This is a genomic window from Pseudomonas sp. Pso3 (genome assembly GCF_055393275.1).
In genome coordinates this window covers 1,075,650-1,088,960 of sequence record NZ_AP043687.1, presented here as the reverse complement: position 1 = coordinate 1,088,960, position 13,311 = coordinate 1,075,650, and the positions used below count along the sequence as shown (strand labels likewise).

Genomic DNA, 13,311 nt, shown 5'->3' with positions numbered 1-13,311 from the left:
AGATATCGCGATGGACACCCACGCCCGCATCCAGAAACTCTTCCGGGACAGCATCGAAACCAAGCGTCAGGCCATGGAAGTCCTGATTCCGCATATCGATCTGGCCAGCCAGGTCATGGTTGCGGCCCTGCTCAACGAAGGCAAGATTCTCACCTGTGGCAACGGCGGTTCCGCCGGCGATGCCCAGCACTTCTCCTCGGAACTGCTGAATCGCTTCGAGCGCGAGCGTCCCAGCCTGCCGGCCCTGGCCCTGACCACCGACACCTCGACGCTGACCTCCATCGCCAACGACTACAGCTACAACGAGGTGTTCTCCAAGCAGATCCGGGCCCTGGGTCAGCCGGGCGACATCCTCCTGGCCATCTCCACCAGCGGCAACTCGGCCAACGTGATCCAGGCGATCCAGGCCGCCCACGACCGCGAGATGACCGTGGTCGCCCTCACCGGCCGCGACGGCGGTGGCATGGCCTCCCTGCTGCTGCCCGAAGACGTCGAGATCCGCGTGCCGGCCAAGGTCACCGCCCGCATCCAGGAAGTGCACCTGCTGGTGATCCACTGCCTGTGCGACCAGATCGATCAGCAACTGTTTGGAAGCGAAGAATGAAGAAGGCTCCTCTGCTCGCCATCCTGGCGCTGTCCTTTGCGGTCGCCGGCTGCAGCAACGTGGTCACCGCCAGCCGCGACAAGCCCATCGACGACAACCGCGGTACCCGTACCCTGGGCAGCACCGTGGACGATGCCCTGATCGAGACCAAGGCGTCGGTCAACATCTCCAAGGCCAATGCCGATCTCGCCAGCTCGCACATCGTGGTGGTGAGCTACAACGGCGTGGTGCTGATCGCTGGCCAGACGCCGCGGGCCGATCTCAAGGCGCAGGCCGAACAGGCCGTGCGCAGCGTGCAGCGGGTCAAGACCGTGCACAACGAATTGCAGGTGACCGGCAACTCCTCGCTGCTGGCGCGCAGCAACGATTCCTGGCTGACCACCCGCATCAAGACCCAGATGTTCGCCGACGAGGACATCCCCGGTTCGCGCATCAAGGTGGTCACCGAAAACGGCATCGTCTACCTCCTGGGCCTGGTGACCCAGCAGGAAGCCGCCCACGCCGTGCAGCTGATCCAGAGCGTCTCGGGCGTGCAGCGCATCGTCAAGCTGTTCGAATACATCAACTGATCGCTATTCGCCGGCCAACAAAAAGCCCCGCCAGTGCGGGGCTTTTTGTTGCTGTGCCAAGTGCCTCAGGCGGCCTGCCACTCGCGCTCGGCTTCGTCACGGGTCTTGACCAGGCGCACCTGGCTGCCTTCCACGGACTGGACCCAGCTCAGCGGGATGTAGTGGTGCTTGCCCTGGGCGTCCTGGTCGCGCTTGGTCAGCTTGATGCGATCGGCGCCTTCCATATGGTCGACGGTGCCTACGTGCTGGCCGTCCGAACCGACGACTTCCGCATGCTCTTTGATCTGGGTTGCATCTACCATGGTCGTTCTCCGGCAGGTTAAGAAAAAGGAGGCGCCTCTCTGAGTGCCTGCAGGATAGGAGGCGCAAGAAGCCGTCTGGGTTCGGCCTGTGCCGACGAAAGGCCATCATGGCGGTCAAAAACCCACGACCCGTGAAGAGGATCCCTCGATGAGCGATGAGCCAAGCAAGCTGATCCGTTCCAAGGAACGCTGGGCCCAGGAGGGCCGTTTCCTCACCGGCCAGAGTGCCCGTCCGGAAAGCGAGCGGCTGCCGCCCGGCCAGCATCGCGTCAGCAACTGGCCGGTCCTGGATCTGGGGGTGCGGCCGGAGGTCAGCCGGGAGCGCTGGCAACTGGCGGTAACCGGCGCAGTGCGCAGGACGCTGCGCTGGAACTGGGAGACCTTCGCGGCGCGGGCGACCACCCATGCCGTCAGCGACATGCACTGCGTCACCACCTGGTCACGCTATGACAATCACTGGATCGGCCTGCCGGTAAGCGAATTGCTCGACGAGGTGCAGCCGCAGGACGAGGCGACCCATGTGCTCCTGCACAGCTACGACGGCTACATCACCAACCTGCCGCTGGCGGATTTCGCCGCACCCGGTGCCATGCTGGTCCACAGCTGGGAGGGCCAGCCGCTGACCGCCGAGCACGGCGGGCCGGTGCGGGCAATGATCCCGCACCTCTATCTGTGGAAGAGCGCCAAGTGGCTCAGGCGCATCGACTTCCGGGTCGGCGACACGCCGGGCTTCTGGGAAATGCGCGGCTATCACGACCGCGGCGACCCCTGGCAGGAACAGCGCTACGCCGACGACGCCTGAGGGCGTCTCAACGCGCCGCCGGAGCCAGCTGCAGCTCCACCGGATCGCCGGGATTGAGGCTGCGGATACGGAATTCGTCGCGCGAGAGGCTGAGGATTTCCGTGGGATAGGTGATGCCTTCCTCGATCAGGTTCAGGCCCTTCTCGGTGCGCGTCCAGCGGCCCAGGGAGGGCTGGCTGCTCGGCGAGGCCATCACCAGGGTGCCATCGCTGAGAAAGACGTAGAGCATTCCCGGCTCGATGCTGTTGCTGGTCTTGATCTGCCAGACCTTGTTGACGAAGCCTTCCTGGGCACTGCCCTGCTTGTCGCCACCGCCCTGACCGTAGCCGATCAACCCGGCCACGACACAGAGCGCACCTATCACCAGCACCACCACGCGCCAGTAACGACGCGCCTTGTCTTGCAAACTCATGTCACTCCTTGGGTGTTCTTGAGGCTGGCCAGGTAGGTGCCCAGCGGGGGGCGCTCCTGGAAATAGCCATGCAGTCCGGCAAAGATGGAATCGGCCAGCTGCTTCTGGTGGCGACTGTCGAGTAGGCGTCGGCAATCGCGATCATTGGAAATGAAGCCCGTCTCGACCAGGATCGAGGGGATGTCGGGCGATTTGAGCACAGCGAAGCCCGCCTGCTCCACTCGTTTCTGGTGCAGGTTGGTGATGCTCGACAATTGCCCCAGCACCTTGTGGCCCAGGTCCAGGCTCGACGAGATGGTGGCGTTCATCGACATGTCCAGCAGCACGCCGGCGAGCATGGGGTCGCGGCCCTTGAGAATCTCGTTGGCGCCGATCAGGTCGACGTTGTTCTCGCTGTCGGCCAGGAAGCGCGCCGTGGTGGAGGTCGCGCCCCGCTCCGACAGGGCATAGACCGAGGCACCGTAGGCGGTGCGGCGTGGCGCGGCATCGGCATGCACCGAGACGAACATGTCGGCGTTGTAGCTGCGGGCAACCTCGACGCGCTTGCGCAGCGGCACGAAGAAGTCGTCGTTGCGCACCAGCTTGGCCTTGAAGCCCTTCTGCAGATTGATCCGCCGCGCCAGATTCTGCGCCACGATCAGGGCGATGTCCTTTTCCCGATCACCGCGCGCGCTCAGCGCTCCCGGGTCCTTGCCGCCGTGACCGGCATCGACCACCACCATGATGTCGCGACCCGTGGCCAGGCCCTTGCCGCGCTTGACCTCCAGCGGCGGCTCGGCGTCGACCGGCTTGCGCGCAGCCACCGCCGGCGCCCCGGCCCGCTTGAGATCCAGCACCAGGCGATTGGCCGCGCCTTCGCCCGGACCGAGGATGAAGCTCTCCACCTCCACCGGATGGGCCAGTTCCAGCACCACCCGGGTGTCCTGGGCGCCGTAGTGGGCGCTGCGCACGGCGCGCACCGGCGACCCCTGCAGGGCGAGATGATTGAGTACCGCCGGCGCCTGGGTATCGGCGAGATCGAGAATGATGCGGTCCGGCGCGACCAGGGTGAAGGTCTTGTAGCGGACCGGCCCGGTGAGATCGAACACCAGGCGGAGCTTGTCGGCATCCTGCCAGGCCCGGGCACCCTTGAGTTGCTGCCGGGCGGCGAACGCCGGCAACCCGACGGGCAAGGTCATGCCAGCCAGGATCAGATTGAGCAGACGACGGCGATTCATGAGGTCCTCGCGAGAAACGAGAAACGGCTGGGAAGTTACAACATAACGCTAAAGATCGCCTGCCGCCTGGCCCCTGTCAACTGCCGTTCGGACAAAATAATCCTTAAAAAACGGGGGCATAGCGTTCGTTTGCAGAATCAGCTTTAGATACAGTCACTTGCCGTCGCCAGTGGGTGATCCGTCAAAGCGGCAAACGGCGAGAAGTGCGACGGAGAGCGAATTTATCGGCGCCGCCATCGTCGAAGTGTCAGGCACTTCCGCCTTTGAAGGGATCACACCATGAACAAGAAGATTGCAGTCGCGACCGCCCTGCTGGCTGGCACCGTGCTGGCGGGCTGCGCCTCGGTAAAGAACACCGCCGACTACACCGTGGGCCGCGTCGAATTTCGCGAGCAACCCCTGGTGAAGCAGGTGGACAAGGGCATGAGCAAGGCTGACGTGCTGCGCATCGGCGGTACCCCGTCGAGCACCTATACCCGCAAGTACCGCCCCGGCACCTGCAACAACTATGTGCTCAACAAGGACGGCAAGGAGCAGGTCTATTCGATCGGCTTCGACAGCATGAACCGCGTCGACAGCAAGGACTTCGAAACCTGCGAAAGCGCCGACCGCGCCTGAGCCGGGCACTGACCGGCCAGCCAGGCCGGGTGTCCTGAAGGACGCTGGCGGCGTCTGATGGACAGGATGGGCGAGCGGCAGCACCATGGGCCCTCGCCATCCCCGACCGCTGCGCCAACCTCCTGCACTGTGGATCGACGCAGGCGCGGCCAGCGCCGCCAGGCTCTACCCATCGTTCCAAGGAATTCAGGCATGTCCAGACGTCACCTCATACTCACAGCTGCGGTGCTTTCCCTGACTGGCTGCGGTGGCTATGACTACAGTTGCGATGCGGCCAAGACCGCCGAGCTGGTCCGTCAGCAATACGCCCAGACCATCAACGAGATCTATGCGGACGACATCGCCGCCGGCCAGCCCGCGCTGGAAGCCGGCCAGGTCTCGCTGGTCGACATCAAGACCCAGGAAGAACCCTCGGACAGCGGCGAAGCGGGCTTCTATACCTGCAACGCGACCGTCGAGGCCACCTGGCCCAAGGCCGCCCTCGAACGCCTGGCGCCAGCCGCCGCCCAGCTGGCCAGCGTCGGCGCCATCCTCGAGAACGGTCACCTGCGCCATGCGCTGAGCTACGAATCCTCGCTGGAAGGCAGCGACCAGCAGCGCGTCGACATCACCCTGCCCGAAGCCGTGGACCTGAGTCTCAAGACCCTGGCCGGCCAGGAGCCCATGGACGAATACCTGGAAGACGCCCCCGACGGCGAACAGGAAGCGCCCTGATCCGTCCGGCGCCGGCCTGCTGTGCAGTGCTGGCGCCCGGGTGTATGATCCAGACTCCCCTCCGCCAGCATCCTCCGGCGGGTTCGTGAGCCCTGGCACCCCCTGTGGAGATCCCGCATGGCGTTGCCGCCCTCCGGCCCGGCAACCGTCACTCCGCGTTTGCACCGTGCCTCGTCTGCGCTCACGATGACCAGAACCGTGATCTAGAAAGCCGCCTCGGAGAGACGCTTCATGCCTGACTATCGCTCGAAAACCTCCACCCAGGGCCGCAACATGGCTGGCGCCCGGGCGCTCTGGCGCGCCACCGGGATGAAGGACGAAGACTTCAAGAAGCCCATCATCGCCATCGCCAACTCCTTTACCCAGTTCGTGCCGGGCCACGTCCACCTCAAGGATCTCGGCCAGCTGGTCGCCCGCGAGATCGAGAAGGCCGGCGGCGTGGCCAAGGAATTCAACACCATCGCCGTGGACGACGGCATCGCCATGGGCCACGACGGCATGCTCTATTCGCTGCCCAGTCGCGAGATCATCGCCGACGCCGTGGAATACATGGTCAATGCCCACTGCGCCGATGCCCTGGTGTGCATCTCCAACTGCGACAAGATCACCCCCGGCATGCTGATGGCCGCCCTGCGCCTGAACATCCCGGTGGTATTCGTTTCCGGCGGTCCCATGGAAGCCGGCAAGACCAAGCTGGCCAGTCACGGCCTGGACCTGGTGGACGCCATGGTCATCGCCGCCGACAGTTCGGCCAGCGACGAGAAGGTCGCCGAATACGAACGCAGCGCCTGCCCCACCTGTGGCAGCTGCTCGGGCATGTTCACCGCCAACTCCATGAACTGCCTGGTCGAGGCCCTCGGCCTGGCCCTGCCCGGCAACGGCTCGACCCTGGCCACCCACGCCGACCGCAAGGAGCTGTTCCTGCAGGCCGGCCGCACCATCGTCGAGCTGTGCCGCCGCTACTACCAGGAAAACGACGAGTCGGCGCTGCCGCGCAACATCGCCTCCTATGCGGCCTTCGAGAACGCCATGACCCTGGACATCGCCATGGGCGGCTCGACCAACACCATCCTGCACCTGCTGGCCGCCGCCCAGGAAGCCGAGGTGGACTTCGACCTGCGCAACATCGATGCCCTGTCGCGCAAGGTGCCGCAGCTGTGCAAGGTGGCGCCGAACATCCAGAAATACCACATGGAAGACGTGCACCGCGCCGGGGGCATCTTCAGCATCCTGGGCGAACTGGCCCGTGGCGGACTGCTGCATACCGACCTGCCCACCGTGCACAGCCGGACCCTGGGCGAAGCCATCGAGCACTGGGACATCACCCTGACCCAGGACGAGGCGGTGAAGACCTTCTTCCGCGCCGGTCCGGCCGGCATCCCGACCCAGGAAGCCTTCAGCCAGGCGACCCGCTATGACAGCCTGGACGACGATCGCGCCGAGGGCTGCATCCGCTCGGTCGCCCATGCCTATTCCCAGGAAGGCGGCCTGGCGGTGCTCTACGGCAACATAGCCCTGGACGGCTGCGTGGTGAAGACCGCCGGCGTGGATGAATCCATCCATGTGTTCGAAGGCAATGCCAAGGTGTTCGAGAGCCAGGACGCCGCCGTGCGTGGCATCCTCGCCGACGAGGTCAAGGCCGGCGACATCGTCATCATCCGCTACGAAGGGCCCAAGGGCGGCCCGGGCATGCAGGAGATGCTCTACCCCACCAGCTACCTGAAGTCCAAGGGCCTGGGCAAGCAGTGCGCCCTGCTCACCGACGGCCGCTTCTCCGGCGGCACCTCGGGCCTGTCGATCGGCCATGCCTCGCCGGAAGCGGCAGCGGGTGGCGCCATCGGCCTGGTGCGCGACGGCGACAAGGTGCTCATCGACATCCCCCAGCGCAGCATCAACCTGTTGGTGAGCGACGAAGAGCTGTCCCACCGCCGCATCGAGCAGGACAAGCTGGGCTGGAAGCCGGCACAACCCCGTGCCCGCCGCGTGACCACCGCACTCAAGGCCTACGCCCTGCTGGCCACCAGCGCCGACAAGGGCGGCGTGCGCGACAAGGCCCTGCTGGGCTGATTCGCGCCCTCCGGGCGACGGCATCCGTCGTCGCCCGGACGCTCCGCCCCACCTTCCCTCCTGCTCTCCCGCTCTATTCCGCCCTTCCGCTTGCGCTCCTTTCTCTGCGCTTCGCCTATGGCTTCTTCAGCAGGAGCAGTCCTCGCCATGACCCCATTCCAGAGGGGTTTCACAGTTGCTTGGCTTGCTATTTTTGTAGAAGCACAGCTTGTGATTCAGCTCACACATCGCTGTAATCGAGCCGCTAGGCCGTTGAGTGATCAAAGGCTACCCTCCGTCTGCCGCTGAATTGATTCAGCGATAAGTTTGTAGTCAGGTTGGGTTCCAATGGTCACACCTATGTCGATCTTCCGCTGGAGCACGGCGGGTCAGGTGCAGGCCAGGCACTGAGTTACACAACAACAATAAATAGGGAACATAAATGAATAAGAAAAAGGCTATGCCCTTGGCCAGGGTTTCGGTCGCGTCCTTGATGAGCACTCTTCTGCTGATTCCTGCGGCTAACGCCCTGGAAACCACCGGTTACTTCCGTACCGGCCTCGGTGATTCCTCCGGTTCCGACTCCATGCGCTGCTTCAAGCTGCAGGGTGCCCAGTCCAAGTACCGTCTGGGCAACGAGTGCGAGCAGTACGGCGAGCTGGCGCTGAAGCAGAATGTCTTCAATCTGGACGACGGCTCGGCAATCGGCGTCTATGGCATGGGCAGCTTCTTCAACAGGTACGATCGCACCCCGACCTTCAATGGCGACAACGGCGAGATCCGCGCGGTCCAGGCCTATGCCTACTGGAACAACATCGCCGCGCTGAACGGCGGCAACCTCTGGGCCGGTCGCCGTTACTACAAGCGTAACGATATCCACATCTCCGACTTCTTTTACTGGAACCAGAGCGCCACCGGCGGTGGTATCGAGGACGTCAACATCGGCGGCCTCAAGTACAGCCTGGCCTTCTCGCGCAAGGACAACCAGAACCAGAAGGACTTCCAGAACCGCATCGACTTCAACGTCGCCGGCTTCAACACCAACCCCAATGGCTCGCTGGAAATCGGCGTCAGCTACCTGGACAAGCCCAGCAACCAGCCCAATGCCAACAGTGGTGTCGCGGTGACGCTGCAGCACAAGCAGGCCAACTTCATGGGCTGGGGTGGCGTGAACACCTTTGCCGTGCAGCGCGGCCAGGGTCCGGGCACCGCCCTGGGCAGCACCGGCGATCCCACCCTGAGCAGCGCCGACGTCTCCTATCGCGTCGTCGACTACTTCGACTGGCAGATCAGCCGTTACTGGGGTGGCCAGATCGCCGCGGTCTACCAGAAGGACGAGCGTCCCAATGGCAACGACCTGCGCTGGACCTCGCTGGGTGGCCGTCTGGTCTACGGCATCAGCGACCAGTTCAAGTTCTCCACCGAACTGGGTCATGACCAGGTGCAGGCCCCGGGTGGTACCCGCAAGCTGACCAAGCTGACGCTGGCACCCACCTGGTCGCCCAAGGGTCCGGAATTCAAGTCGCGTCCCGAATTCCGCCTGTTCTACACCTATGCCGCCTGGAACCGGGCAGCCCAGCAGGCGGCCGATGAATTCGACGCCGGCTCCGCGCTGTCGAGCACCGGTACCTTCGGCAACGATCTGCACGGCTCCAACGTCGGCTTCCAGATCGAGCAGTGGTGGTAACAGCTCCACGGCGACCGACGCGCTGTCGGTCGCCTTCCCGTCTCTGAACCCGAGCGCACAACAATGAAAAGAACCGTCTCCCTCGCGTCCTTCGCCGGTTGCCTGTTGGCCGCCGCCCTGGCCAGTGGCACCGCCCAGGCAGCCCCTGTCTCCGCCTGCCTCATCACCAAGACCGATACCAATCCCTTCTTCGTGAAGATGAAGGAAGGTGCCACCGCCAAGGCCAAGGAGCTGGGGGTGACGCTCAAGGCCTACGCCGGCAAGATCGACGGCGACAGCGAAAGCCAGGTGGCCGCCATCGAGACCTGCATCGCCGATGGCGCCAAGGGCATCCTCATCACCGCCTCCGACACCAAGGGCATCGTGCCCAATCTGCAGAAGGCCCGCGAAGCCGGCCTGCTGGTGATCGCCCTGGATACTCCGCTGGATCCGGTGAGCGCCGCCGACATGACCTTCGCCACCGACAACCTGCTGGCCGGCAAGCTGATCGGCCAATGGGCGCGGGAAACCCTGGGCGACAAGGCCAAGGATGCGCGGGTGGCCTTTCTCGACCTGAACGCCTCGCAGCCGTCGGTGGACGTCCTGCGCGACCAGGGCTTCATGCTCGGCTTCGGCATCGACCCCAAGGATCAGAGCCGCATCGGCGACGAGACCGATCCGCGCATCGTCGGCCACGACGTGACCAACGGCAACGAAGAAGGCGGCCGCGCCGCGATGGAGAATCTGCTGCAGAAGGATCCGACCATCAACGTGGTGCACACCATCAATGAGCCGGCCGCCGCCGGCGCCTACGAGGCGCTCAAGGCCGTGGGTCGCGAGAAGGACGTGCTGATCGTGTCCATCGACGGCGGTTGCCCGGGCGTGCACAACGTCGCCGACGGCGTCATCGGCGCCACCTCCCAGCAGTACCCGCTGCAGATGGCGGCCCTGGGCATCGAGGCGATCAAGACCTTTGCCGACACCGGCAAGAAGCCGACCCCGACCGAGGGCAAGAGCTTCGTCGACACCGGCGTGAAGCTGGTGACGGACAAGCCGGTCCCCGGCATCCAGTCCATCGACAGCAAGACCGCCCTGCAGAAATGCTGGGGCTGATGGCCCCTCGTCTACGCTAGAGGAGACCGATCGCCCCGCCTGAGCCCTCCGGGTCCGGGTGCGGGCGATCGACTCTCGGCCGCTTTCCCGCTTTCAGGAGATTGCCATGAGCGATCCGACCTCACCCTCTCCGTCCGGCCAGCCCTTCGAACAGGTGCTCAAGCACAGCGCCACGGAGGTCGCCTCCTTCGCCCGTGACGAGCGCAGCCCGCTGGTCAAATTCCGTCACTTCCTGCATTCACGCCCCTCGGCGGTCTCGCTGCTGGTGCTGCTGCTGTCGCTGGGCATCTTTGGCGCCCTCCTGGGCGGCAAGTTCTTTTCCGCCTTCGCCCTCACCCTGATCCTGCAGCAGGTCGCCATCACCGGCATCGTCGGCGCGGCCCAGACCCTGGTGGTGGTCACCGCCGGCATCGATCTCTCGGTGGGCGCCATCATGGTGCTGTCCTCGGTGGTCATGGGCCAGTTCACCTTCCGCTACGGCCTGCCGGTGGAGCTGTCGATCCTCTGCGGCCTGGCGGTGGGCACCCTGTGCGGCATGGCCAACGGCTGGCTGATCGCCCGCATCAAGCTGCCACCCTTCATCGTCACCCTGGGCATGTGGCAGATCGTGCTGGCGGCCAACTTCCTCTATTCGCGCAACGAGACCATCCGCGCCCAGGAAATCGGCGCGACCGCGCCGCTGCTGCAGGTGTTCGGCGACAATTTCCGCCTGGGCGGCGCGGTCTTCACCTATGGCGTGATCGCCCTGGTGGTGCTGGTCGCCCTGCTCTGGTACGTGCTCAACCACACCGCCTGGGGGCGCCATCTCTATGCGGTGGGCGACGATCCCGAGGCCGCGGCGCTGGCCGGGGTCAACGTCCGCCGCATGCTGATCACCGTGTACGGGCTGTCCGGACTCATCTGCGCCTTCGCCGGCTGGGTGCTGATAGGCCGCATCGGCTCGGTCTCGCCCACCGCCGGGCAGTTCGCCAACATCGAGTCCATCACCGCCGTGGTGATCGGCGGCATCTCGCTGTTCGGCGGCCGCGGCTCCATCCTCGGCATGCTGTTCGGCGCTCTGATCGTCGGCGTCTTCGCCCTCGGCCTGCGGCTGCTGGGCACCGACGTACAGTGGACCTATCTGCTGATCGGCACGCTCATCATCGCGGCCGTGGCTATCGACCAATGGATCAGAAAGGCGGCCAGCTGATGACTACCGAACCCCTGCTCATGGCCCGTGGCCTGGTGAAGCGCTATGGCCGCGTCACCGCCCTCGACCACGCCGACTTCGACCTGCTGCCCGGCGAGATCCTCGCCGTGATCGGCGACAACGGCGCCGGCAAGTCCTCGCTGATCAAGGCCATCTCCGGTGCCCTGCGGCCCGATGAAGGCGAGATCCGCTTCGAGGGCCAGCCGGTGCAGTTCGCCTCGCCCATCGCGGCGCGGCGGGCCGGCATCGAGACGGTCTACCAGAACCTGGCGCTGTCGCCGGCGCTGTCCATCGCCGACAACCTCTTCCTGGGTCGCGAATTGCGCAAGCCGGGGCTGCTGGGCACCCTCTGCCGCACCCTGGACCGCAAGGAAATGGAGCGCATCGCCCGGGAAAAGCTGTCCGAACTGGGATTGATGACCATCCAGAACATCAACCAGGCGGTGGAGACCCTGTCCGGTGGTCAGCGCCAGGGCGTGGCCGTGGCGCGGGCGGCGGCCTTCGGTTCCAAGGTGATCATCCTCGACGAACCCACGGCGGCGCTGGGGGTGAAGGAATCGCGCAAGGTGCTGGAGCTGATCCTCGACGTGCGCGCCCGCGGCATCGCCATCGTGCTGATCTCCCACAACATGCCCCATGTGTTCGAGATCGCCGATCGCATCCACATCCATCGCCTGGGTCGCCGCCTGACGGTGATCGATCCGCGTCAGCACTCCATGGCCGACGCCGTGGCGCTGATGACCGGCGCCCAGACGGTCGCCGCCTAGGCAGGCCTGACCCCGGGTCTCCCCGGCCACGGCCGACTGGGAGACCCGCGGCCGGCCCGAGCTCCGCTGATCCGGCTCCACAGGAAAAACCTGACTGGCCGCTCAAGTTATCTCCGGCAGGCACCGATAAAGTCGGACAATTAATTGTCGGAGTCATCCCGCCGTGCCTGCCTTGTCGTTGAAACAGAAACTCTCGTTGTCTGCCACCGCGGCCGTCCTGGTCGTGGGGGTGGGTCTCACCGCCATCAACTTCTTCAATACCCGCACGGCGCTGGAAGCCTCTACGGTCGAGCAGCTGAAGACCGTCAGTTTCGTCTTCAACGGCGGAGTTCGCCAGTGGCTGGACGGCAAGGCCGCGGCGCTGGGCGCCCTGGCTGCCGACACCCCGGACGCCCAGCTTCCGGCCAGCCTCAATCAGGTCAAGAACTCCGGCGCCTTCGACAACGTCTTCTATGCCCGCGGCGATGGCAGCCAGGTCAATGCCAATGGCGTCCAGTTGCCGCCGGACAACAACGATCCGCGCCAGTGGCTCTGGTACCAGCAGGCGCAGCAGAATCCCGGCAAGGTGTTCTTTTCCATTCCCACCGTGGCGGCGGCGACCAAGCAGAACGTGCTGTCGCTGGGCTGGGCCCTGCAGTCGGCGGGCAAGACCACCGCGATCCTTGGCGCGGACGTCAGCATCAGCGACATCCTCGACCAGCTCAAGCGCGTGCAACTGCCGGGCGCCGGCAGTGCCGTGCTGGTCAACGGCCAGAACATCGTCCTGGGCCACGAAGACGCCGCCCTGCTGGCCAAGCCGATCACCGAGCTCTTTCCCCAGCTCGACGCGGACACCCTCCAACGCCTGGCCCAGGCACCCGGCGAGCGCTATGTGGAAACCCCGGCCGGCCAGCGGCTCTATGCCGCGCCCATGAATCACCATGGCGAAACCCTGGTGATGATCGTCGACAGTGGCGTGCTCATGGCGCCGCTGCAACGCCAGCTGTGGATCAGCCTCGCCATCCTGGCCGTGGTGCTGGGGGGCTCGCTGCTGCTCATCAACCTGCTGTGCAGCTATCTGCTCCGGCCGCTGGGCGTGGTCTCGACCGGTCTGCAGGTGATCGCCGACGGCCAGGGCGATCTGACCCGCCGTATCGCCGTGCAGAGCACCGATGAGGTCGGCGGATTGGCCGGCCATTTCAACCAATTCGTGGCCAGTCTGCACGGCCTGATCGGCGGCGTGCGCCAGCATGCCCAGAGCGTGGACGCCGAATCGCAGAAGGTCCTGCAGCGCAGCGCCGCGGCCACCCGGG

13 protein-coding genes and 1 pseudogene are annotated in these 13,311 nt (G+C 65.2%); 11 read left to right on the top strand and 3 right to left on the bottom strand.

The annotated features are described in order from the left end of the window. Positions 1-10 precede the first annotated feature (10 nt). Together ACZ5R1_RS05100 and ACZ5R1_RS05095 are read left to right on the top strand one after the other, a co-directional pair. Positions 11-604: a phosphoheptose isomerase gene (locus ACZ5R1_RS05100; RefSeq protein ID WP_007162067.1), complete on the top strand. Its 594-nt coding sequence runs from the start codon at positions 11-13 to the stop codon at positions 602-604. Beyond that, positions 601-1,173: a BON domain-containing protein gene (locus ACZ5R1_RS05095; RefSeq protein WP_007162068.1), complete on the top strand. Its 573-nt coding sequence runs from the start codon at positions 601-603 to the stop codon at positions 1,171-1,173. Before ACZ5R1_RS05100 ends, ACZ5R1_RS05095 begins: the two co-directional genes overlap by 4 nt. A gap of 65 nt (positions 1,174-1,238) precedes the next feature. Here ACZ5R1_RS05095 and ACZ5R1_RS05090 read toward each other — a convergent pair whose 3' ends face one another. Beyond that, the gene (locus ACZ5R1_RS05090) at positions 1,239-1,475 is read right to left on the bottom strand and encodes a DUF2171 domain-containing protein (protein ID WP_027600263.1); all 237 of its coding nucleotides are present in this window, start codon (positions 1,473-1,475) and stop codon (positions 1,239-1,241) included. Positions 1,476-1,623: 148 nt separating this feature from the next. On the opposite strand from ACZ5R1_RS05090, the gene ACZ5R1_RS05085 reads away from it, so the two are divergent. Continuing rightward, positions 1,624-2,277: a sulfite oxidase-like oxidoreductase gene (locus ACZ5R1_RS05085; protein WP_288407458.1), complete on the top strand. Its 654-nt coding sequence runs from the start codon at positions 1,624-1,626 to the stop codon at positions 2,275-2,277. Positions 2,278-2,284: 7 nt separating this feature from the next. Here the strand turns inward: ACZ5R1_RS05085 and ACZ5R1_RS05080 are convergent, their stop codons facing one another. Together ACZ5R1_RS05080 and ACZ5R1_RS05075 are read right to left on the bottom strand one after the other, a co-directional pair. Then, the gene (locus tag ACZ5R1_RS05080; protein WP_007162071.1) at positions 2,285-2,689 is read right to left on the bottom strand and encodes a hypothetical protein; all 405 of its coding nucleotides are present in this window, start codon (positions 2,687-2,689) and stop codon (positions 2,285-2,287) included. After that, positions 2,686-3,906 (bottom strand): N-acetylmuramoyl-L-alanine amidase, encoded by a 1,221-nt coding sequence (locus ACZ5R1_RS05075; protein WP_007162072.1) that lies wholly within the window; start codon positions 3,904-3,906, stop codon positions 2,686-2,688. Before ACZ5R1_RS05075 ends, ACZ5R1_RS05080 begins: the two co-directional genes overlap by 4 nt. A gap of 279 nt (positions 3,907-4,185) precedes the next feature. Here ACZ5R1_RS05075 and osmE point away from each other — a divergent pair, with 279 nt between their 5' ends. From osmE to ACZ5R1_RS05035, 8 genes and pseudogenes are all read left to right on the top strand, one after another. After that, positions 4,186-4,524, top strand: coding sequence for an osmotically-inducible lipoprotein OsmE (gene osmE / locus ACZ5R1_RS05070; RefSeq protein ID WP_007162073.1), 339 nt, complete (start codon positions 4,186-4,188; stop codon positions 4,522-4,524). Positions 4,525-4,716: 192 nt separating this feature from the next. Next, on the top strand, positions 4,717-5,238 hold the full coding sequence (locus tag ACZ5R1_RS05065; protein ID WP_007162074.1) for a hypothetical protein: 522 nt from the start codon (positions 4,717-4,719) through the stop codon (positions 5,236-5,238). A 231-nt stretch (positions 5,239-5,469) separates the two neighbouring features. Further along, on the top strand, positions 5,470-7,305 hold the full coding sequence (gene ilvD / locus ACZ5R1_RS05060) for a dihydroxy-acid dehydratase (protein ID WP_027600792.1): 1,836 nt from the start codon (positions 5,470-5,472) through the stop codon (positions 7,303-7,305). A 472-nt stretch (positions 7,306-7,777) separates the two neighbouring features. After that, the gene (locus ACZ5R1_RS05055; protein WP_037008057.1) at positions 7,778-8,971 is read left to right on the top strand and encodes a maltoporin; all 1,194 of its coding nucleotides are present in this window, start codon (positions 7,778-7,780) and stop codon (positions 8,969-8,971) included. A gap of 63 nt (positions 8,972-9,034) precedes the next feature. Continuing rightward, entirely contained in the window at positions 9,035-10,063 is a 1,029-nt protein-coding gene (locus ACZ5R1_RS05050; RefSeq protein ID WP_007162077.1) for a sugar ABC transporter substrate-binding protein, read from the top strand. Positions 10,064-10,169: 106 nt separating this feature from the next. After that, the gene (locus ACZ5R1_RS05045; protein ID WP_007162078.1) at positions 10,170-11,252 is read left to right on the top strand and encodes an ABC transporter permease; all 1,083 of its coding nucleotides are present in this window, start codon (positions 10,170-10,172) and stop codon (positions 11,250-11,252) included. Continuing rightward, the gene (locus ACZ5R1_RS05040) at positions 11,252-12,019 is read left to right on the top strand and encodes an ATP-binding cassette domain-containing protein (protein ID WP_042137188.1); all 768 of its coding nucleotides are present in this window, start codon (positions 11,252-11,254) and stop codon (positions 12,017-12,019) included. The genes ACZ5R1_RS05045 and ACZ5R1_RS05040 overlap by 1 nt, the downstream gene beginning before the upstream one ends. A gap of 163 nt (positions 12,020-12,182) precedes the next feature. Further along, positions 12,183-13,163: pseudogene (locus ACZ5R1_RS05035) on the top strand (cache domain-containing protein); the annotation flags it as partial. Positions 13,164-13,311 lie beyond the last annotated feature (148 nt).

Coding starts and splice junctions, on each gene's coding strand:
- ACZ5R1_RS05050 (WP_007162077.1), top strand. CDS start 9,035: ATGAAAAGAACCGTCTCCCTCGCGTCCTTCGCCGGTTGCCTGTTGGCC.
- ACZ5R1_RS05100 (WP_007162067.1), top strand. CDS start 11: ATGGACACCCACGCCCGCATCCAGAAACTCTTCCGGGACAGCATCGAA.
- ACZ5R1_RS05075 (WP_007162072.1), bottom strand. CDS start 3,906: ATGAATCGCCGTCGTCTGCTCAATCTGATCCTGGCTGGCATGACCTTG.
- osmE (WP_007162073.1), top strand. CDS start 4,186: ATGAACAAGAAGATTGCAGTCGCGACCGCCCTGCTGGCTGGCACCGTG.
- ACZ5R1_RS05090 (WP_027600263.1), bottom strand. CDS start 1,475: ATGGTAGATGCAACCCAGATCAAAGAGCATGCGGAAGTCGTCGGTTCG.
- ACZ5R1_RS05055 (WP_037008057.1), top strand. CDS start 7,778: ATGAGCACTCTTCTGCTGATTCCTGCGGCTAACGCCCTGGAAACCACC.
- ACZ5R1_RS05085 (WP_288407458.1), top strand. CDS start 1,624: ATGAGCGATGAGCCAAGCAAGCTGATCCGTTCCAAGGAACGCTGGGCC.
- ACZ5R1_RS05080 (WP_007162071.1), bottom strand. CDS start 2,689: ATGAGTTTGCAAGACAAGGCGCGTCGTTACTGGCGCGTGGTGGTGCTG.
- ACZ5R1_RS05045 (WP_007162078.1), top strand. CDS start 10,170: ATGAGCGATCCGACCTCACCCTCTCCGTCCGGCCAGCCCTTCGAACAG.
- ACZ5R1_RS05040 (WP_042137188.1), top strand. CDS start 11,252: ATGACTACCGAACCCCTGCTCATGGCCCGTGGCCTGGTGAAGCGCTAT.
- ilvD (WP_027600792.1), top strand. CDS start 5,470: ATGCCTGACTATCGCTCGAAAACCTCCACCCAGGGCCGCAACATGGCT.
- ACZ5R1_RS05065 (WP_007162074.1), top strand. CDS start 4,717: ATGTCCAGACGTCACCTCATACTCACAGCTGCGGTGCTTTCCCTGACT.
- ACZ5R1_RS05095 (WP_007162068.1), top strand. CDS start 601: ATGAAGAAGGCTCCTCTGCTCGCCATCCTGGCGCTGTCCTTTGCGGTC.